This is a genomic window from Arthrobacter sp. 01T414 (assembly GCF_056398965.1).
In genome coordinates this window covers 80891-99782 of record NZ_JBFTQK010000001.1, presented here as the reverse complement: position 1 = coordinate 99782, position 18892 = coordinate 80891, and the positions used below count along the sequence as shown (strand labels likewise).

General features: G+C 68.6%; 17 protein-coding genes. 7 read left to right on the top strand and 10 right to left on the bottom strand.

Annotated elements, in window-relative coordinates; all coding sequences use genetic code 11:
• Positions 1-30 precede the first annotated feature (30 nt).
• A complete protein-coding gene (locus AC1DK9_RS00410; protein WP_476914677.1) occupies positions 31-1647 on the top strand; it encodes an FG-GAP repeat domain-containing protein in 1617 nt (538 codons plus the stop codon).
• Between the two features lie 18 nt (positions 1648-1665).
• Here AC1DK9_RS00410 and AC1DK9_RS00405 read toward each other — a convergent pair whose 3' ends face one another.
• The 7 genes from AC1DK9_RS00405 to AC1DK9_RS00375 form a co-directional block, all read right to left on the bottom strand.
• Positions 1666-2064, bottom strand: coding sequence for a hypothetical protein (locus AC1DK9_RS00405; RefSeq protein WP_476861993.1), 399 nt, complete (start codon positions 2062-2064; stop codon positions 1666-1668).
• A gap of 258 nt (positions 2065-2322) precedes the next feature.
• A complete protein-coding gene (locus AC1DK9_RS00400) occupies positions 2323-2745 on the bottom strand; it encodes a heat shock protein transcriptional repressor HspR (protein WP_476861992.1) in 423 nt (140 codons plus the stop codon).
• Positions 2746-2755: 10 nt separating this feature from the next.
• On the bottom strand, positions 2756-3736 hold the full coding sequence (locus AC1DK9_RS00395) for a DnaJ C-terminal domain-containing protein (RefSeq protein WP_476914676.1): 981 nt from the start codon (positions 3734-3736) through the stop codon (positions 2756-2758).
• Positions 3737-3965: 229 nt separating this feature from the next.
• Entirely contained in the window at positions 3966-4634 is a 669-nt protein-coding gene (locus AC1DK9_RS00390) for a nucleotide exchange factor GrpE (protein ID WP_476914675.1), read from the bottom strand.
• Between the two features lie 2 nt (positions 4635-4636).
• Positions 4637-6496, bottom strand: a complete 1860-nt coding sequence (gene dnaK / locus AC1DK9_RS00385; protein WP_476914674.1) for a molecular chaperone DnaK — start codon at positions 6494-6496, stop codon at positions 4637-4639.
• Positions 6497-6821: 325 nt separating this feature from the next.
• Positions 6822-7274 (bottom strand): hypothetical protein, encoded by a 453-nt coding sequence (locus AC1DK9_RS00380; RefSeq protein ID WP_476914673.1) that lies wholly within the window; start codon positions 7272-7274, stop codon positions 6822-6824.
• 199 nt (positions 7275-7473) lie between these two features.
• Complete coding sequence (locus AC1DK9_RS00375; protein ID WP_476914672.1) at positions 7474-9708, bottom strand: MMPL family transporter; 2235 nt, start codon at positions 9706-9708, stop codon at positions 7474-7476.
• A 175-nt stretch (positions 9709-9883) separates the two neighbouring features.
• Here AC1DK9_RS00375 and AC1DK9_RS00370 point away from each other — a divergent pair, with 175 nt between their 5' ends.
• From AC1DK9_RS00370 to AC1DK9_RS00355, 4 genes are all read left to right on the top strand, one after another.
• The gene (locus AC1DK9_RS00370) at positions 9884-10375 is read left to right on the top strand and encodes a MarR family winged helix-turn-helix transcriptional regulator (protein WP_476914671.1); all 492 of its coding nucleotides are present in this window, start codon (positions 9884-9886) and stop codon (positions 10373-10375) included.
• Positions 10376-10403: 28 nt separating this feature from the next.
• A complete protein-coding gene (locus AC1DK9_RS00365; RefSeq protein WP_476861983.1) occupies positions 10404-11219 on the top strand; it encodes a methyltransferase domain-containing protein in 816 nt (271 codons plus the stop codon).
• Between the two features lie 126 nt (positions 11220-11345).
• Entirely contained in the window at positions 11346-11897 is a 552-nt protein-coding gene (locus AC1DK9_RS00360) for a dihydrofolate reductase family protein (RefSeq protein WP_476861982.1), read from the top strand.
• Positions 11898-11974: 77 nt separating this feature from the next.
• Positions 11975-12598, top strand: a complete 624-nt coding sequence (locus AC1DK9_RS00355) for a LysE family transporter (protein WP_476914670.1) — start codon at positions 11975-11977, stop codon at positions 12596-12598.
• Between the two features lie 68 nt (positions 12599-12666).
• On the opposite strand, the gene AC1DK9_RS00350 is transcribed toward AC1DK9_RS00355, so the two are convergent.
• Positions 12667-13719, bottom strand: a complete 1053-nt coding sequence (locus tag AC1DK9_RS00350; RefSeq protein WP_476914669.1) for a S1C family serine protease — start codon at positions 13717-13719, stop codon at positions 12667-12669.
• Entirely contained in the window at positions 13716-14486 is a 771-nt protein-coding gene (locus AC1DK9_RS00345) for a DUF4386 family protein (RefSeq protein WP_476914668.1), read from the bottom strand. The genes AC1DK9_RS00350 and AC1DK9_RS00345 overlap by 4 nt, the downstream gene beginning before the upstream one ends.
• Before the next feature lie 203 nt (positions 14487-14689).
• Between AC1DK9_RS00345 and AC1DK9_RS00340 the strand changes: the two genes are divergently transcribed.
• Both AC1DK9_RS00340 and pabB read left to right on the top strand, forming a co-directional pair.
• Complete coding sequence (locus tag AC1DK9_RS00340; RefSeq protein ID WP_476914667.1) at positions 14690-15274, top strand: low molecular weight protein-tyrosine-phosphatase; 585 nt, start codon at positions 14690-14692, stop codon at positions 15272-15274.
• A complete protein-coding gene (gene pabB / locus AC1DK9_RS00335; RefSeq protein ID WP_476914666.1) occupies positions 15271-17334 on the top strand; it encodes an aminodeoxychorismate synthase component I in 2064 nt (687 codons plus the stop codon). The genes AC1DK9_RS00340 and pabB overlap by 4 nt, the downstream gene beginning before the upstream one ends.
• 41 nt (positions 17335-17375) lie before the next feature.
• Here the strand turns inward: pabB and cls are convergent, their stop codons facing one another.
• Positions 17376-18851: a cardiolipin synthase gene (gene cls / locus AC1DK9_RS00330; RefSeq protein ID WP_476914665.1), complete on the bottom strand. Its 1476-nt coding sequence runs from the start codon at positions 18849-18851 to the stop codon at positions 17376-17378.
• Positions 18852-18892 lie beyond the last annotated feature (41 nt).

Here is an 18892-nt window from a genome sequence, read left to right as displayed (position 1 = left end):
GGAACGAGCCTGGGCGAAGGAGCGGTAGCCATGGCCGCGCGGATACGTTTCAGGGGCGCGGCGGCGCGCCGGCAGCGTCGGCTGGCATCGGTGCTGGCATCAATGGCGCTGGTGCTGGGGCTGATGCCGGGCACCGCTCCGCCGGCCGCGGCGGCCACCCTGTATGGACACGACATCTCCTGGCCCCAGTGCCCGACGGCAGTGGGCGGCCTGGGGCTCCCGTTGCCGCCGGCCACCACCCAGTTTGTGGTGCTGGGTCTGACCCGGGGGCTGCCCTTCACCGAGAATCCGTGCCTGGCCAGCCAGGTGGGCTGGGTCGGCACCAACAATAAGCGCGCCCATGGCTACACCATGGCGGCTTTCCCCACCGCGGCCCAGCTGGCCACCTACCGCGGGCAGGGACCGTGGTCCGCGGGTACCCGGGCCGGACAGCTCTCGAATGTCGGCTACGCCGAGGCCCGCTTCGCCGTCGGCAGCCTGCAGCGGGCAGGCTTCCGGCCTCCCGTCGTCTGGATCGACGTGGAGCCCCGTCCGGCCCAGCCCTGGCCCGCCGCCACCGCGGTGCAGCGGCGTGAGAACCGGTACGTGGTGGAGGGCCTGATGCGGGGCCTCCGGGATGCTGGCTACTCCTACGGCGTCTACTCCTATGCCGCCGGCTGGCAGGACATCACCGGCTCGTGGTGGCTGCCGGGCGTTCCGGTCTGGGCCACCGCCGGGCGCCTCGATTACCCGGCCGAAGCCCTTGACCGGTGCCGGCAGGCCAGCTTCTCCGGCGGCCGCGTCTATCTCTCCCAGTGGTACGACGACGTCCGCGACTACGACCTCACCTGCGACCCCTATGGCTTCACCGCCCTGCCGGTGCCTGCCTCCACTCTCTCCCGGGCGACGGCGGACTTCAATGGCGACTGGAACAACGACGTGCTGGCCCGGGTCGCGGCCACCGGCGAGCTGCGGCTCTACCCCGGGACGGGGCGGGGTACCCTGTCACCGGGCATCAAGATCGGGACCGGTTGGTCCGGTTTCAACGCCATCGAAACTCCCGGGGATGTCAACGGCGACGGCCCGCTGGACGTCGTCGCGCGGGAGACCGCGACCGGCAACCTCTGGCTGTACCGAGGCAACGGCAAGGGCGGCTGGCTCCCCCGGGTACTGGCCGGCAAAGGCTGGCAACTCATGAACGGCATCGTCGGACCGGGCGATTTCAACGGGGACCAGCGCGTCGACCTGCTGGCCCGCGAGACGGCGACCGGCGTCCTCTGGCTCTACCCGGGCAACGGCGCGGGCGGCTGGCTGCCCCGGGTGCGGGTCGGAAGCGGCTGGAACATCTTCAATGCGTTCGTCGCCCCGGGGGATTTCGACGGCGACGGTGCAGCCGACGTCCTGGCCCGGGAGACGGCCAGCGGCCGGCTGTGGCTCTACCGCGGCACGGGCACCGGAGGCTGGCTTCCCCGTGTGCTCGTCGGCAACGGGTGGAACAGCATGAGCGCCGTAATGAGCCCCGGGGACCTCACCGGCGACCGCACGCCGGACGTCCTTGCCCGCGACAGCGCCGGCTCGCTCTGGCTATACCCGCGGAGCGGAAGCGGATCATGGCTCCCGCGGGTCCGGGTCGGGGACGGCTGGAACATTATCAATGCGATCGCCTGAAGCGGTTCGCCCAGCGGCTCAAGCGGCGGCCGGTGCGGTCGCCGGCGGCGCCGCCAGTTTCCCGCGAAGCCAGCGTCCGAGCGCCTTCCCCTTGCCCGTCCACCAGCTGTCCTCGTCCGTGTCGTGGTGCCAGCGGAAGATCACTGCCACCAGGACGAAGACTCCGGCGGCCACCTGTTCCCAGGCACCGGACGCGGCATGGACCAGCACGACGAGGGACATGCAGATAATGGACGGCAGCGCCAGCGTCCGGAACACGGTGTTGGCGATGTAGCGTCGCCTGGAACGCGGCACGGAGACCGTCCGGACCATATCGAAGCAGACGCAGACCACCACGATGGCTTGTCCAAGAGAGAGCAGGAGTAGGCCCGGCAGGGAATGTCCGAAGAGAGCCACGGCGTACAGCCCGGTGTTCATGGCCGGCCCGCGATCGTTGCGGACGCCGGCGCTGCCGCGCCCGGAATGGTTGACTGAAGCATGTGCTGTGCCCCCCGACATTTTGCACTGGAGCCGTGTCATTCGGCTGTCCCTTTGGCGGCCGTCCGGCTGCCAAGACCATTCAACCGGGCGGGCAGGCGGGAAGTCACGGCCTGCCGGTACCCGACTATGCGGTCTGAACCACCCGAATTTTCGCTCGAGTACTCAGTTCATCCCGGCCGACTACTTGGAGCCGGTTTAGGGCATCTCCCGGGGGCGCCACAGCACCAGGGCTTGGGAACGGGGCCGGGGCCGCTGGCCGCGGGCGAGCGTCACGACGTCGCCGGCCGCCCCGGCCGCGAAGATGCGGGAGTCCAGCGGCTGCCTGCGCCGGCCAAGCTCCTCGGTCAGCTCGGTGACCCGGTGCTGCAGCGCGGCCACCTGGTTCTCCAGTTGCAGGATCCGCTTGATGCCTTCGAGTGAGACACCCTCCTGCGAGAGCCGCTGCACCTCGCGGAGCATGTTCACGTCGCGTTGCGAGTACCGCCGGGATTTGCCGGGCGCGCGGCTGGGCGAGACGATGCCGAGGCGGTCGTACTGGCGCAGCGTCTGCGGGTGCATGTCCGCCAACTCCGCGGCGACGGAGATGACGAAGATGGGCTGGTCGAACTCGATGTCCATGGCAGGACTCCTACAGCCGGGCCTTGGCTGCCAGACCGGCGCGGACGTCCTCGCCGGCGGTGGCCGCGGCGAACGCCTTGACGGCCTCCTCCGCGTCCTTGTTCAGCTTCTTCGGCACGGCGACGTCGATGGTGACCAGCAGGTCCCCGGTGGCCTTGGCATGCTTGACCCCGCGGCCCTTGACGCGCAGCGTTCGGCCGGTGGGGGTGCCCGCGGGCACCCGGACCTTGACCTTGTCGCCGTCGAGGGTGGGAACCTCGATGTCGGCACCCAGGGCAGCCTCCGGGAAGGTGACCGGGACATGGATCCGCAGGTTGTCGCCGTCGCGGATGTAGAAGTCGTGCGGTTTGACCGAGACGGTGACCATGAGGTCGCCGTTGCCGGCCGGGCCGTACTGTCCCTTGCCGCGGACGCGGACCTTCTGGCCGTCTTTGATGCCGGCCGGAATGCGCACGTCGATCACTTCGCCATCCGGCTCGCGCAGCCCGATAGTGGTGCCGCGGATGGATCCGGCGAAGGAGATGCTGGTGGAGGCGGTCCGGTCGGCGCCCTTCTGGGGCCCGCGCTGGAAGGACTGGCCGCCGCCGAAGCCGCCGCCGCCGAACAGGTCGGCGAATTCAGGCGGGATGCCACCGGCGGTGCTGTAGCCGCCGGAGTGGCGTCCGCCGCCGCCGGTGAAGAGGCCGCCGAAGAGGTCCTCGAACCCCGCGCCGCCACCGGCACCGCCGGCGCCGCCGGGGGCGAAGCGGGCGCCGCCGCCCATGGCCCGGATGGCGTCGTACTGCTGGCGCTCGTCGGCGTCGGAGAGCACCGAATAGGCCTCGGAGATGTCCTTGAACTTCTTTTCCGATGCGGTGTCCCCCGCATTGGTGTCCGGGTGGTGCTGCCGCGCGAGCTTCCGGTAGGCCTTCTTGATGTCGGCGTCGGAAGCGTCCTTGGCGACACCAAGGATCTTGTAAAAGTCCTTGTCCACCCAGTCCTGGCTAGCCAATGGCGTTTCCTTTCAACGTACAAAGAGATAAGGCGACATTACCGCTGTTCGCCGTAGCGGATGAGGGGGCCCGGGAGTGGCTTCAAAGGATCTGACCGAGGGCCCCGACACGAGCTTGCGAGTGTTGGGAGGACCGATCCGCTGCCGGAGCGTGGCGGCTGTGGTCCGCAGGACCATAGCCGCCACGCGTAGGGGCGGGGCCCCCTCATCCGCGAAGGCGGGGTGGTGACTACGCCGGAACGGCCACGATCACCTGGGCCGCGCGGAGGACCCGCTCGCCGGACTTGTAGCCCGAGCGCAGGACCTGGCTGACGGTGTCGGTTTCGACGTCCGGGCCGGGCTGCTGGATGAGGGCCTCGTGGATCGTGGGATCGAACTCCACGCCGGTCTCATCGATGCGTACCAGGCCGTACGTCTTCAGCGCGTTCTCCAGCTTCGCGGCGATCGCGGCGAACGGTCCGTCCGCCAGGTCGCCGTGCTGCCGGGCGGCGTCGACGTCGTCCAGCACCGGAAGCAGGGCGTTCAGGACGCCGATGACGGCCATCTCCCCTGCCACGGCGCGGTCACGTTCGACGCGCTTGCGGTAGTTGACGTACTCGGCCTGCAGGCGGCGGAGGTCGTTCTTCAGTTCCTCCGCCTCCCCGGCACCCGCGCCCTGCGCCACGGACTCAGCGGCCGGAACGTCGACGCTGTTGAGGATGTCCTCCGCCTGGGACAGTGCGTCCCCGGCGTCGGGCTCCCCTGCAGCGGCGCGTTCCTGGTCGGGGTGACGTGCCTGGCCGGTCTTCGGATCAACCTTGCGGTTGTCGTGGATCACCGGCTTCTGGTTCTCGTCGCGGCTCTCGTCGCGGCGGTCTCCGGCGGCTCCGTGCTCTTCTTCGTTACCGTGGTGCGGCATGATTACTTCTTCTCGTCTTCGTCAACGATCTCGGCGTCGACGATGTCCTCATCGGCTGCGCCCTGTTCGCCGGCCGGAGCACCCTGGGCGCCAGCGGCACCGTCGGGGGAACCGGGCTGGGCGTAGATGGCCTCGCCGAGCTTGGTCTGCGAAGCCTGGAGCTTCTCAAACGCGGTCTTGACGGCGGCGTCGTCGGTACCTTCGAGCGCTGCCTTGAGGGCGTCGACGTCGGCCTGGACCTCGGTCTTGACCTCTTCCGGGAGCTTGTCGGCGTTGTCCGCGATCAGCTTGTCCACGGAGTAGGCGAGCTGCTCTGCAGTGTTGCGGGTGTCGGTCGCCTCGCGGCGGGCCTTGTCCTCTGCAGCGTGCTCCTCGGCGTCGCGGACCATGCGGTCGATGTCTTCCTTGGAGAGGCTGGAGCCGCCCGTGATGGTCATCGACTGTTCCTTGCCGGTGCCCTTGTCCTTCGCGGAGACGTGCACAATGCCGTTCGCGTCGATGTCGAAGGTGACCTCGACCTGCGGCACACCGCGCGGGGCGGGTGCGATGCCGGTCAGTTCGAAGGTGCCCAGCGGCTTGTTGTCGCGGGTGAATTCGCGCTCGCCCTGGAAGACCTGGATCGCCACGGACGGCTGGTTGTCATCCGCCGTGGTGAAGGTCTCGCTGCGCTTGGTGGGGATGGCCGTGTTGCGCTCGATCAGGTGCGTCATGACGCCGCCCTTGGTCTCGATGCCCAGGGATAGCGGGGTGACGTCGATCAGCAGCACGTCCTTGCGCTCACCCTTCAGCACACCGGCCTGCAGTGCGGCGCCGACGGCCACGACCTCGTCCGGGTTGACGCCCTTGTTGGGCTCCTTGCCGCCGGCGAGTTCCTTGACCAGCTCGGAGACGGCGGGCATGCGGGTGGAACCGCCAACCAGCACGATGTGGTCGATGTCGGAGAGCTTGATGCCGGCTTCCTTGATGACATCGTGGAACGGCTTCTTGGTGCGCTCGAGCAGGTCCTTGGTGAGGTCCTGGAACTTCGCGCGGGTCAGCTGCTCGTCCAGGTGGACCGGACCGTCGGGGGTGACGGAGAGGTACTGGAGCGAGACGTTGGTGCTGGAGGAGGAGGAGAGTTCCTTCTTGGCCTGCTCGGCGGCTTCACGGAGGCGCTGCAGGGCGATCTTGTCCTTGGACAGGTCGATGCCCTTGACCTTGAGCTGGTTCAGCAGGTAGTCCACGACGCGCTGGTCCCAGTCGTCGCCGCCGAGGCGGTTGTCACCGGCGGTGGCGCGCACCTGGATGGTGGAGAAGTCGTCTTCGTCCTTGCCAACCTCGAGGAGGGAGACGTCGAAGGTTCCGCCGCCGAGGTCGAAGACGAGGATGAGTTCGTCTTCCTTGCCCTTGTCCAGGCCGTAGGCCAGGGCCGCCGCGGTGGGCTCGTTGACGATGCGAAGCACCTTGAGGCCCGCGATCTCGCCGGCTTCCTTGGTGGCCTGGCGCTCAGCGTCGTTGAAGTACGCGGGAACCGTGATGACGGCGTCCGTGACCTTCTCACCGAGGTAGGACTCGGCGTCGTTCTTGAGCTTCATCAGGATGCGCGCGGAAATTTCCTGCGCGGTGTACTTCTTGTCGTCGATCCCGACGTTCCAGTCGGTGCCCATGTGGCGCTTGACCGAGGCGATGGTGCGGTCGATGTTGTTGACGGCCTGGCGCTTGGCGATCTCGCCGACCAGGACTTCGCCGGACTTGGAGAACGCAACAACCGACGGCGTGGTGCGGCCACCCTCGGCGTTGGCAATGACGGTGGGCTCGCCACCTTCGAGAACGGAGACGACGGAGTTGGTGGTTCCGAGGTCGATACCTACTGCACGTGACATGTGTTGCTTCCTTCTTTCCTTGGAAACTTGCTGGCCCCGGCCATCCGGCGGACGCCCGGCGGCCGGGCCATACCCGGAGTTCGAGCCCGTCGAGATCGAGGGCGCACCCACTTATTGAGCGCTCTGCACTCAACTTTACGCAGCCCGCGTGAGATGTCAATCCGAAGTTGAGTCAACCCGACTCAACTTCGGATGACCGGCATATTCGCGGAGGCCTGCAGCGCCGGAAAACCGCGGAATTGCGCGGTTTCCGGTCAACGCGACGGCGCCGCACCAGGGATTTCGCTGTGCGAGAAAGCGAGCGGGCGCGGAATCCGACGAGGAGTTAGAGGCCTTCGCGGCCGGCGTCGTCGCGGACGGTGCCGTCACGCCCGGCAGGCTCGTCCGCGAGGGCATCCCCGGCGCGGCGGCCCGTGCGCCCGGCGCCCGCTGCCCCTGCGGCGCCATAGTCACCCTCGGGATATTCGCCTTCTTCGCCCGCCGTCGCGTCCGGGGCGGTGGATCCTGCGGCGCCGTAATCGCCTTCGGGGTAGTCGCCTTCCTCGGTTCCGACGGTCGAGCCGGTCGCCACTCCCGCCCTGCCATAGTCCCCCTCAGCATATTCGCCTTCGGGTGCCCCGGCCGGGTTCTCGCCGGCGACGCCCGCGTCACCGTAGTCGCCCTCGACATACTGGCCGGCGTCGGCCTCGAGCCCCGCCTCCCCGGCGCCGGCCGGAACCGGGTCCGAGCCGTGCCGCTTCTCTGCTGCCGTTCGATCAAACTCACTGTTTTCAGACATGTGTGGATCCCTCCTGCAGGCGTGGGCGCCCCCTCGGGCGCAGTCGCAGTCTATCGAGCGCCGCGGAGAGGCAACAGGGGTTCCCGCAGGGCGCTGGACTCCGGTCCGGGGGGCATCGAGCGCCGCTGTTCCGCTTAACGGAGCAGCCGCCGCGGCCGTCGCCTGGTGTGGGGACCAGGGACATCGACGGCGGCTGCAGTCATGGGCGAAGGCTAGCGGATTCCGACCTCGGCAGACTCGGGCTCCGGGGCCGCGGGCGCCGCGCGGCGGCGTCGGCCGACGGCCGGCCGAGCTTGCTCGGCCACCAGATCCGCGGGCCAATGTCGTAGGCCAGGGCCGGGACCAGCAGCGAGCGGACCAGGACGGTGTCGAGCAGCACCCCGAACGCCACGATGAAGGCCAGCTGGACCAGGAACATGATGGGGATGACGCCCAGGGCGGCGAACGTCGCCGCCAGGACCACCCCGGCGGAGGTAATGACCCCGCCGGTAACCCCCAGGCCGCGCAGGATGCCGGGCCGGGTGCCGTGCTTCAGGGACTCCTCGCGGACCCGGCTCATCAGGAAGATGTTGTAGTCAACGCCCAGGGCGACGAGGAAGACGAAGCCGAAGAGCGGGACGGTGGCGTCCGCCCCYGGGAAGCCAAAGATGTTGTTGAACACGACGGCGGAGACGCCCATCGCGGCTCCGTAGGAGAGCACCACCGAGGCGACCAGCAGGACCGGCGCCAGCACGGAGCGCAGCAGCAGCATCAGGATGACCAGGATCACCGCAAGGACCACCGGGATGATGGTGACCAGGTCGCGCTGGGCTGTGGTGTTGGTGTCCAGCGCCGTGGCGGTCACCCCGCCGACCAAGGCTCCACTGTCGATCTTCTTCAGTTCCTGGCGGAGGCTGACCACCACGTTCTCGGCCTCATTGGAATCCGCGGCGTAGTTCAGCGTCGCGTTGATCAGCACCTTGCCGTCCCGGACCGCCGGGGCCGTAGGGGCGGCAGGCGCACCGGGCGCACCCTGGCCGCCGGGGACGATTGGCACGTTGCCTTCGGCCAGCAGGTAGGCGTCGCCGACGCCGTCGCTCGCCTTGACCTTGTCCAGCACGTCCTGCGCCTTCGCCTCGTCGGCGACGATTACGGCGGGGCTGCCGGAACCGGCGTCGAAGTGCCTGGCCAGGGCGTCCTGGCCGTCCACCGCGTTGGAGGCGGCGAGGATGACGTCGGTCTGCGGCACGCCGTTGGCCTTGAGCTGGAGCACGCCGGCGGATGCCACCAGGAGCAGCAGCACCGAAGCGATCCAAACGGTGCGGGGCCGGCGGGATACCAAGGAGCCGGTGGCGCGCCAGATACCCTTCTGGCCTTCCAGTCCGGTGACGAGCTCCGGCTCACGCTCCGTCTCCGGCAACAGCTTGGGGCGGAACGGCCAGAACGCAACGCGGCCCAGCAGCGCCATCATCGCCGGAAGCAAAGTCAGCGCCGCGAAGAGCGAACACAGGATGCCCGCGGCCGCCACCGGCCCGAGCGCCTTGTTCGAGTTGAGGTCGGAAAAGAGCAGGCAGAGCAGCGCGATGATGACGGTGGCTCCCGAAGCCAGGATCGGCTCCCAGGCGGCCTTCCAGGCCGTGAGCGCCGCGGCCGTGCGGTTGGTGGTGTGGGTCAGGGCCTCCCGGAAGCGCGCTACGTAGAGCAGGGCGTAATCCGTGGCGGCGCCGATCACCAGGATGGAGAGGATGCCCTGGCTCTGCCCGTTCAGCTGGATCCAGCCCAGCTTGGCCATGCCGAAGACCAGCAGGATCGCGGCGCAGAGCGCGAAGACGGAGGTGAAGAGCACGGCAATCGGCAGCAGGAGGGAGCGGTAGACAACCAGCAGGATCAGGAACACCGCCGCCAGCGCCACCAGCAGCAGGATGCCGTCGATGCCGGCAAAGGCGCTGACCAGGTCCGCCGTCAGTCCGGCCGGCCCGGTCACGAAGGTCCGCATTCCTTCCGGGGCGGACGCCGACACCTCATCTCGCAGCACCTTGATCACGGTTTTCACCTCATCGGAGGACGCGATGGGCACCACAAACTGCACGGCCTTCGAATCCTCTGACGGAATCGGCCCGATCACAGTGCTGCCGACTTGCAGGGCTTCGAGCTTGCCCTTGAGCGCGGCCGCCTCGCCGAGCTGGCCCCGGGTGAAGGCGGAATCGCTTTCGATCACAATGACGGCCGGGATCTCCTTGGAGTCGCGGAACTTGGACTGCCAGTCCTGCGCTTCCGTGGCTTCGGCGCCCGCGGGCAGGAAGGACGCCTGGTCGTTGGAGGAGACCTCGCTCAGCCGCCCGAACGTTGGGCCGCCGATGCCGGCAATGCCGAGCCACGCGACCACCAGTACGACGGGCACCAGCCAGCGTAGCCAGAACGGGACACGGGTGGAGTCTTGCCGATTGCGTTTCATGGCGTCCTTCTCGGGATGGCGTTGCGGAGTAGACTTTAGTAAACCATAGATTATCTCCATGATCGATATAAGTGACAGTCTAGAAAAATCTGACTTTGCAGCTCAGGCGCCTGGAGTAAACTCCGGAAGGCGCTAACAGCGCAGGCCTCCCGGGGCGCCGAGCAGGAAGGGTGACATGTCAACTGAGATGCCGGCAATCCCTGACGCCGCCGGTCCGCCACCGCTGGTCAGCCTGCTTCAGGATTTCAGCCTCGAAGCTAATCGCTACGCGGACTCGGCGGGCGCCCGGAACGACATGCACCGCACCGACCTCAACGCGTTGTCCGTGATCATGCAGCACACAGCGAGGAACCAGGTGGTAACGCCGGGCCTGCTGCGCAAGGAGCTTCATCTCAGCTCGCCCGCCACCACCGCCCTGATCGACCGGCTGGACAAGTCCGGCCACGTGGTCCGGGAACGGCAGGGCACGGACCGCCGGCAGGTGCAGCTCAGGATGACCCCCAAGGCCTACCGCGACGGCGGCGCCATGTTCCTGCCGCTCGCCCGGCATATGGGGGCGGCCATGGAGAATTTCACGCCGGCCGAACTGGAGATCGCCACGCGATTCCTGCACGCCATGATCGAGGCCACCGTCCGCGCCGGAGAAGAAGCCGCCACCGGGCCCTAATTCGGCCCCGGAGGCGTAGCGTTTCCCTATGGACGAGCAGCAACCCGACGATGTCTACACCCACGGCCACCACGAGTCGGTGGTGCGCGCGCACGCCTCACGGACAGCGGAGAACTCCGCAGCATTCGTCCTCCCGCACCTGACGCCCGGCGTTTCGGTGCTCGACGTCGGCTGCGGTCCCGGCAGCATCACGTGTGATTTCGCTGCCCTGGTGGCCCCCGGCGAGGTCACCGGCGTCGACCGTTCCCCCGAGGTGATCGCCCACGCGTCCGCCCTGGCCGCGGAACGCGGGGTCGCCAACGTCCGCTTTGTCGCCGGCAACCTCTACGAACTGGACTTTCCCAACGAGACGTTCGACGTCGTCCACGCGCACCAGGTGCTGCAGCACCTCACCGATCCGGTAGCCGCGCTGCGGGAAATGCGCCGGGTGGCCAAGGCCGGCGGGATCGTGGCCGTACGCGACGCAGACTTCCACGGCATGAGCTGGTATCCGGCCGTGCCGGAGCTGGATGAATGGATGGAGCTTTACCAGCGGATCGCCCGCCGGAACGGCGCCGAGCCCGACGCCGGAAGGCGTCTCGTATCCTGGGCGCAGGCCGCCGGGTTCACCGACGTCGCGCCGTCGAGCAGCAACTGGCTCTACGCGACCGGGCAGCAGCGGCGCTGGCAGGCCCGGGTCTGGGGTGAACGGGTGCTGCACTCGGCCTTCGCGGACCAGGCGCTCGAATACGGGTTCGCCACCGCCGCCGATCTGGCCCGGATATCCGCCGGGTGGCACCGCTGGGGCTCCACTGGCGACGGCTGGTTCCTGATCCCGAACGGCGAAGTCATCGCCCGGGCCTGAGCGTCAGCCAACCGTCCACCCTGTCGGCATCGTTCGCGGCCGGGGTTAGGAGTTCAGGAGCAGCCATTCCCCGCCGCCCAAACTCCCGCTAGGGTGCACTCAAAGACCCCGCAGCGAGGAGAAACCATGCGCAAAGTGACGGCCGGCCTGTTCAGTTCCGTGGACGGGGTGGTGGAAGACCCCTTCCTGTGGCAGTTCGACAGCTTCGATGAGGAGCTGGGGGCCGGGATGGGCGAAATGATGGGCCGGATCGACACCGGGCTGCTGGGCCGCGTCGGGTACCAGCAATGGGCGGAGTACTGGCCGAACGCCAAGTCGGACGACGATTTCGGCCGCTTCATCAATCCGCTGCCCAAATATGTGGCGTCCCGGACCCTGACCGGCGACCTCGGCTGGCAGAACTCCCGGCTGATCGAGGGCCCGCTGGAGGACTTCGTGGCGGAACTGAAAAAGGGCGAGGGCGGCGACATTGGAATCTTCAGCAGCATCTCGCTGGTCCGCCAGCTGGTGTTCGCCGGCCTGGTGGACAGCCTGATGCTGATCGTCCATCCGGTGGTCGCGGGCAGCGGCCGGCGGCTCTTTAATGACGGCGATCCCCTGACCCGGCTCGAGTTGCAGTCCTCCCAGCAGACCAGCAAAGGCAACATGATCCTCAGCTACGGACTCCGCCAGGGCTGACCCGCGGTCGAGGACAGGCTGGCCGCCTGCCGCGTCTTAGAGCCCGCGGGCCCCGGCGGGAAACGTAAACTTGGTAGGTGCAACTCTCCCTTTGGCTGGCCTTGGCCGGCGCCGGCGTCCTGATCAGCTTCACCCCGGGCGCGGGCGCCATCAACACGATGAGCAACTCCCTCAACTCCGGCTTCCGGCGCTCCATCTGGGGGATCCTTGGCCAGCAGGCCGCCCTGGTGGTGCACATCCTGATCGTGGCCCTCGGCGTCGGCGTGCTCGTGGCCAGCTCGCCGCTGGCCTTCAACATCATCCGTTACGCCGGTGCCGCCTACCTCGTCTACCTCGGCATCCAGCAGTTCCGGCACAAGCCCGACCTGGACCAGGAGAAGGCGGCGGCGCTGCGCAACGAGCCCGCGCTCTCGATGTTCCGGCGGGGCCTGTGGGTCAACCTGCTCAATCCCAAGGCGATCGTCTTCTTCCTCGCCTTCATGCCCCAGTTCATCCGCCCTGACCTGCCGCTGCTGCCCCAGTACCTGGTGCTGTCCGCCACCGTGATCGTGATCGACATCCTGGTCATGTGGTTCTTCTTCGCGGCGGCCGCCAAGAGCTTCCAGCGCTTCACCCACGACGCCCGCGGGCAGCGGATCCTCAACCGGACCTTCGGGGTGCTGTTCATGGCCGTCGGCGTGCTGCTGGCAGTGATCCACTAACCGGCGGCCGGGGGTGGCCGCCGGGGTCCGTTCGCGCCGACTGCGGGCCTAACCTCCCGACGTCGGTCTTAGCCGCCTGCGCGCAGGGCCGGGAGCAGGGACCGCACCGTGTCAGCGGCGATGGCGAAGCCGATCCCGTTCGCGGCGGTCCGCGCGGTGGACGTGGCCACCATGGTGTTGACGCCGACCACCCGGCCCGCGGCGTCCAGCAGGGGCCCACCCGAGTCGCCCGAGCTGATCGGCGCATCGGTCTGCAGCAGATTGGTCAGCCGGGAATTCCTGCCGAAGCCAGCCTCGGCTGCGGCGGTGCGCCCGGTGGCCGAGATGATGCCTGTGGTGACGCTGGGGCCGCCTTCCAGCCCCAGCGCGTAGCCGATGGCAACGACTGAGTCACCGGGGGCCGCGGACCCTGAGTCGCCCAGCTCCAGCACGGGCAGGTTACTCACGCCGGAGACCTTCAGCAGCGCCACGTCGTGCGCGCTGTCGACGGCGACGATTTGGGCGGTGCGCGTGCTCGAGTCGTGGAAGGTCACGGTCACGGTCGAGGCGCCGCCGACTTCCCCCCTGACCACATGGGCGTTCGTGAGGATCTCCCCCGTCACGCCAATCACAATGCCTGTCCCCTCGGCCGTCACCCGGCCGCCGCCGGCCGGATCCAGGAAGGGGTTCGACTGAGTGGTGGCGGCCTTCACCGAGACGACGGCGGGCAGGGCGGCCGCCAACAGTCCCTTGATATCGGCAGGATGGCCGGACCCGCCGCCGGCGACGTACTGCTTGACCACGGTCTCGGATCCCCAGCCGGTGGACCGGGCGACCAGCAGGGCTGCACCGGCACCTGCGAGGGCGGCCGCCAGGATGATGCCCAGCAACTGCAGGAACCCGAGCGGGAACTGCTTCGCCCGGCCACCAGGGGCGTTTCCTTGGGGCTGCGCGGCAGGTTCTTCCCGCGGAGCAGGATGCGGCGGGACCTGCTCACGCTCACCAGGACCGGCACCCGCCTCGGCCTCGGCCTCGGCTCCAGGCTCGGCCTCGGCCCCGGGCCCGGCCGGGGCACCGTACGGCGCGTCGCCGTCCGCACCCAGCGCCGGCGCACGGGCGGCCGGGGAGTCCCGATCCGTCACGGGCTCAGCTTGGAAGCCGGCGCCGCGTTTCCGACCCGGCCACTGGAGCCCGGCTGCAGACGCAGCAGGCTGACGCCGACGGCGATGAACCACGCCCAGAGCAGGAGTCCGTAGCCCCAGTAGAACTCGGGCGCCGCGAACCGCAGGGCCTCGCTGACGACGCCAAGGGCTCCCGTCGCCAGGCCGAGCCAGGCTACGACGCGGGGCATCACCCCTTTGAGCATCACCGCCGAGACCAGAAAAATGCCCACCGGCGAAAGCAGGCCGGCGATGGTGGGAGTGTTGTTTTCGGCAATAATGGCCTCTGCGGCAGTGGCAAAGACCCCCCGCTCACCCGCCGATCGCGCCGCCACGTAGCGGTCGCTGAGGTAGACGAGGCTGAGCGAACCACGGCTGGACACCGGCACCGCGAGCAAGAGAGCCCAGGGCAGCCCTGCGACGACCGTGGCGACAAGCGCCGAACTCCGGCCGAGCGGGGCCAAGGCTACGAAGAGAGCCAGGAACACGATCACCGGCAGAATGCCGGGCAGGATCCAAAGAATCTGCTCGGCAATGTAGGGCTCCTTGTTCGCCGCGATGAACTCAAGGGTTGCAGCGCCCCCATCCACCGGCGGCGGGGACACGAAGTCGACAACCAGGGCCAGGAGCAACAGCGCCACGAAGAAAATCGCGGCAATGCCGGCGGACCGGTAGAGTCCCCGCCAAGGCCACTGCTCTTCGCCGAGGGACACGCCTGGGGCCAGCCCGGAAACTCGCCGCTCATCCATAGTGCAAAGCTAGCCAGCGCCACCCCGGCACGTCAGGGCCGAAAGTCTCCCGCCGGGTGGCCGGAAGAACCCGCAGGGCCAGGAGGACCGCCCCTTGCTGCCCGCCCCAACACTTGTCAAATTACGTATAGTGAAATGACTCATCTGTAACATTCGCGGCCGCCCCGCTAGCCAAGACGCCACCGGATCCGCCATGCTTAGTCATGACCTCAACGTCGAGCCAGTACCGGATCATCACGGTCTGCACCGGAAACATCTGCCGGTCCCCGATGGCCGAACTGATGCTCGCAGAAGCCGCCGCCGTCGCACAATTGACCGGCGTCCAGATCGACTCCGCCGGCATCACCTCCTACGAGGCAGGCCGTCCGATCGATCCCCGGGCCGCCCGCAAACTGGCAGCCCACAGCATCTCCTCCGAGCGGCACATCGCCCGCGAGTGGCGCAGCGAGTGGTTCCACTCACGTGAGCTGATCCTAGCCCTGGATGTGGACCACTACGGCTGGCTGCGCCAGGCTGCACCGGACCACGCCTCGCTGGCGAAGATCCGGATGCTGCGCAGCTTCGACCCCGCAGTCGCCGGCAAGGACCCCCTGGACCAGGGCATTGAGGACCCATGGTTTGGCGGACACACCGACTTCGACAACACCTGGGAGCTGATCCACGCCGCCATCCCGGGCATCCTTGAGCACGTCAGGGCGCAACTGCAGGAAAGCGGCGGGCGCGTGGAGACCAGCCCGGACCAACCGCACCGGGACGACGCGGGGCACCGGGTACGCTCTAGTTCATGAGCCCCGCACCCGTCATCATCGCCATCGACGGGCGCTCCGGCGCAGGGAAGACCACCCTGGCGATCGAACTCGCGGCCCGCCTCCGGGAACACCACAAGGTCTCGCTCTTCCATCTGGAGGACATCTACCCCGGCTGGAACGGGCTGGCTGCCGGCATTGAACGCTATGCCGCCACCGTGCTTGCCCCGCTGCGCCGCGGCGAACCGGCCCACTGGGTCAGCTGGGACTGGGAACGGCACTACGACGGCGCGGCCCGCCTCACGCAGCCGGCCGAAATCGTCCTCGTCGAGGGCGTGGGCGCCGCCGCCGCGGCCGCCGCGGCCTTCCTCGACGCCGTGGTCTGGGCCGATTCCTCCGACGAGCAGCGCCGCGCCCGGGCGATTGCCCGCGATGGCGCGAGCTATGAGCCTTTCTGGGAGCAGTGGGCCGGCCAGGAAGATGAGTGGCTGGCCGTCGACGACGTTCCTTCCCGGGCCGATGTGCGGGTTCTCAACCTCGCCGACGGCGCCGCCCCGGCCGAGGTGCTGCAGGCCCTCCAATACCTACCAGCCCTGGCGCCCGTGCTGCTCCCCGAGCTGTCGGCCAGCCGCGGACTCCAGCTCCGGGCCGAACGGATCGACGCCGAGCCGCACCCCGCCCGGCTCTTCGAGGCGCTCTACGGCCGGTCCCGCAACGCGGTCTGGCTGGATTCCTCACTCCCCCCGGATGGCCAGGACGGCCGGGGCTGGGGCGGGGAGGCCGCCGAACGCAGCCGTTTCAGCATCCTGGCGGACGACGGCGGCAGCTACGGCCAGTCGGCCCGTCACCGCTCCGGCCGGACCGAGGTGCGCGTTGGCAACGCCACCGCGCAGACCGAGGGAGGGTTCTTCCGCTGGCTTGACGGGGTCTGGGGCCGCGACGTCGTGCGCTGTCCGGCGGGCTATCCGTGCGAGTTCACCCTGGGCTGGCTCGGCTACCTCGGCTACGAGCTCAAGCGCGAGACGGGCGGCAGCGACGTCGGTGCCAGCTCCGCGGATGCCAGCCTGATCTTCGCCGGCCGCGCCGTTGTCCTGGACCACCGGGAGGGTGCGGCCTGGCTGCTCGCCCTCGACTCCCCCGATGCCGGGGACTGGCTGGCCACGGCGCGGGCGGCGGTGGCGGCGGCTTCCGCGGACCGGGAACCGGCCAGTACCGGTCCCGCCGCCGGTAACGGCACCGCCCTGGCGTTCAGCGCCCGCGACACCGAAGCTGCGTACAAGGCCAAGATCGGCGCGGCGCAACACGAGATCGCGGAGGGCAACAGCTACGAGGTCTGCCTCACGACGGCGCTGACGGCCACCGCGGCCGCCGGGGATTTCGAACCGTGGCAGGCGTACCTGGCGCTGCGCCGGCGCAACCCCGCACCGTTCGCGAGCTACCTGCGCTTGGACGACGTCACCGTGGCCAGCACCTCGCCGGAACGCTTCCTGCGGATAGACGCCGACGGGGCGATGCGGGCCGAACCGATCAAGGGCACCCGGAGCCGGGCCTCCGACGCCGCCCGGGACGAGCTGCTGCGCCGCGAGCTGGAATCTTCGCCGAAGGACCGGGCCGAGAACATCATGATCGTGGACCTGCTCCGCAACGACCTGAGCCACTTCGCGGTGCCCGGATCCGTGTCGGTCAGCAGGCTGTGTGCGATCGAAAGCTACGCCACCGTCCACCAGATGGTCAGCACCATCGATGCTCGCCTCCGGCCGGGCATGCCGCGGGCCGAAGCCGTGGCGGCCTGCTTTCCGGCCGGGTCCATGACCGGCGCCCCGAAGGTCAGCACCATGGCCATCCTGGACCGGCTCGAGGGCGCGCCGCGGGGGGTCTACTCCGGGGCGATCGGCTACTTCTCGCTCAGCGGCGCCACCGATCTCGCGGTGGCGATCCGGACCCTGGTGGTGTCCCGCGGGGCGGACCAGGCCAGCACCCTCACCCTCGGCGTCGGCGGCGCCATCACCGCCGATTCCTCGCCGCAGGAAGAGTACGAGGAAATTCGGACCAAGGCCTTCGGCGTGCTCTCGGCCCTCGGCGCGGAGTTCCCGCCGGGCTAGGCGGCACGCCGGGGCACCGGCGGCCGGGCTATTGCAGGGGCCTACTGCAGGGTGGAGGTGAGCCGGGCGACGTTGTCCACGTACTTGACGCCCACGGGCCGCTTCATCCAGTCCTCGAGCGTGAGTTCCCGCGAGATGCCCCGGTAGGTGTCCTCGACGGCGCTGATCCGCCGCACAATGTCCTCACCCAGGAGCATCACCGAGACCTCAAGGTTCAGCGAGAAGGAGCGCATGTCCATGTTGCTGGAGCCCAGCACGGCGACCTCGTTGTCGATCGTGAAGTGCTTGGCGTGCAGCACGAACGGGGCCTTGTAGAGGTAGATCCGCACCCCCGCCTCCAGCAGGGCCTCGTAGTACGACTGCTGGGCGTGGTGGACAAGGAACTGGTCGCCCTTTTCCGAGACGAAGAGCTCAACATCCACGCCGCGCTGCGCCGCCGTCGTCACCGCATACAGCAGCGAATCATCCGGGACGAAGTACGGGCTGCAGATCGAGATCTTGTGCTGCGCGGAGTAGATCAGGGTGTTGAACAGGCGCAGGTTGTTCTCGGTGATGAAGCCGGGGCCGCTGGGCACCACCTGGGCGGTGATGTTGCCGGGGTGCGCTTCCGGCCTGTGCGCCAGCTGGTGTTCCAGGGATTCGTCGGTCTCGCTGAGCCAGTCGGTGGCGAACACCACGTTGAGGGTGGTGACGATCGGCCCGCGCAGGCAGGCCATCAGTTCGACCCATTCCCGGCCGATCTTGCGGTGCCGCGGGTTGTTGTAGGAGGGCTCGATCAGGTTCTGCGAACCGGTGAAGGCGACTTCCCCGTCGATCACCATGATCTTGCGGTGGTTGCGAAGGTCCGGGCGGCGCCACTGGCCGTGCACCGGCCGCAGCGGGAGCATGGGCCGCCAGCGGATTTTGCTGGCCTTGAGCCGGGCGATGAGCTTGCTGTAGCCCTTGATCCGCAGGGTGCCCAGGTGGTCGAACAGGAGGCGGACCTCGACGCCGCGCTCGGCGGCCTCTTCCATCGCCGTGAGCAGGTCGTCCGTGACGTGGTCCGAACTCAGGATGTAGAACTCGGCGTTGATAAAAGACTCGGCTTCGCGCACGGCGGCCGCCATCGCCTTGATGGAGTCCGGGTAGCCGGGCAGGAGCTCCACGTGGTTGCCGTCCACCATCGGCAGCGAGCCGAGGGTCTTGTTCAGCTCCGCGGCGGAGGACACCCATTCCGGGCCGTCATAGTGGCTTTCGACCGTGGCCAGCTCGGACGTGCCGGCCCGCACCCGGGTATTCACCGCGTCCTGCTGAGCACGGCGCTTGCGGGAGAGCCGGAAATTACCGAAGAGCAGGAATAGGACCAGGCCCACGGCCGGGACGAAGAAGATGATCAGGAGCCAAGCCATGGCGGTGGTCGGACGCCGGTTTCCGGGAATGATGCCGAGGGCAAGGACCCGGATGCCGAGATCGACGACGGTCAGGATCAGGATCACCCAGGACGGAAGCGAATCCGCAAGCGAAAATGGCCACAGCACAGGTGAACCCCTCAAGTTCCAGACCCGCGGAACAGTTCCGG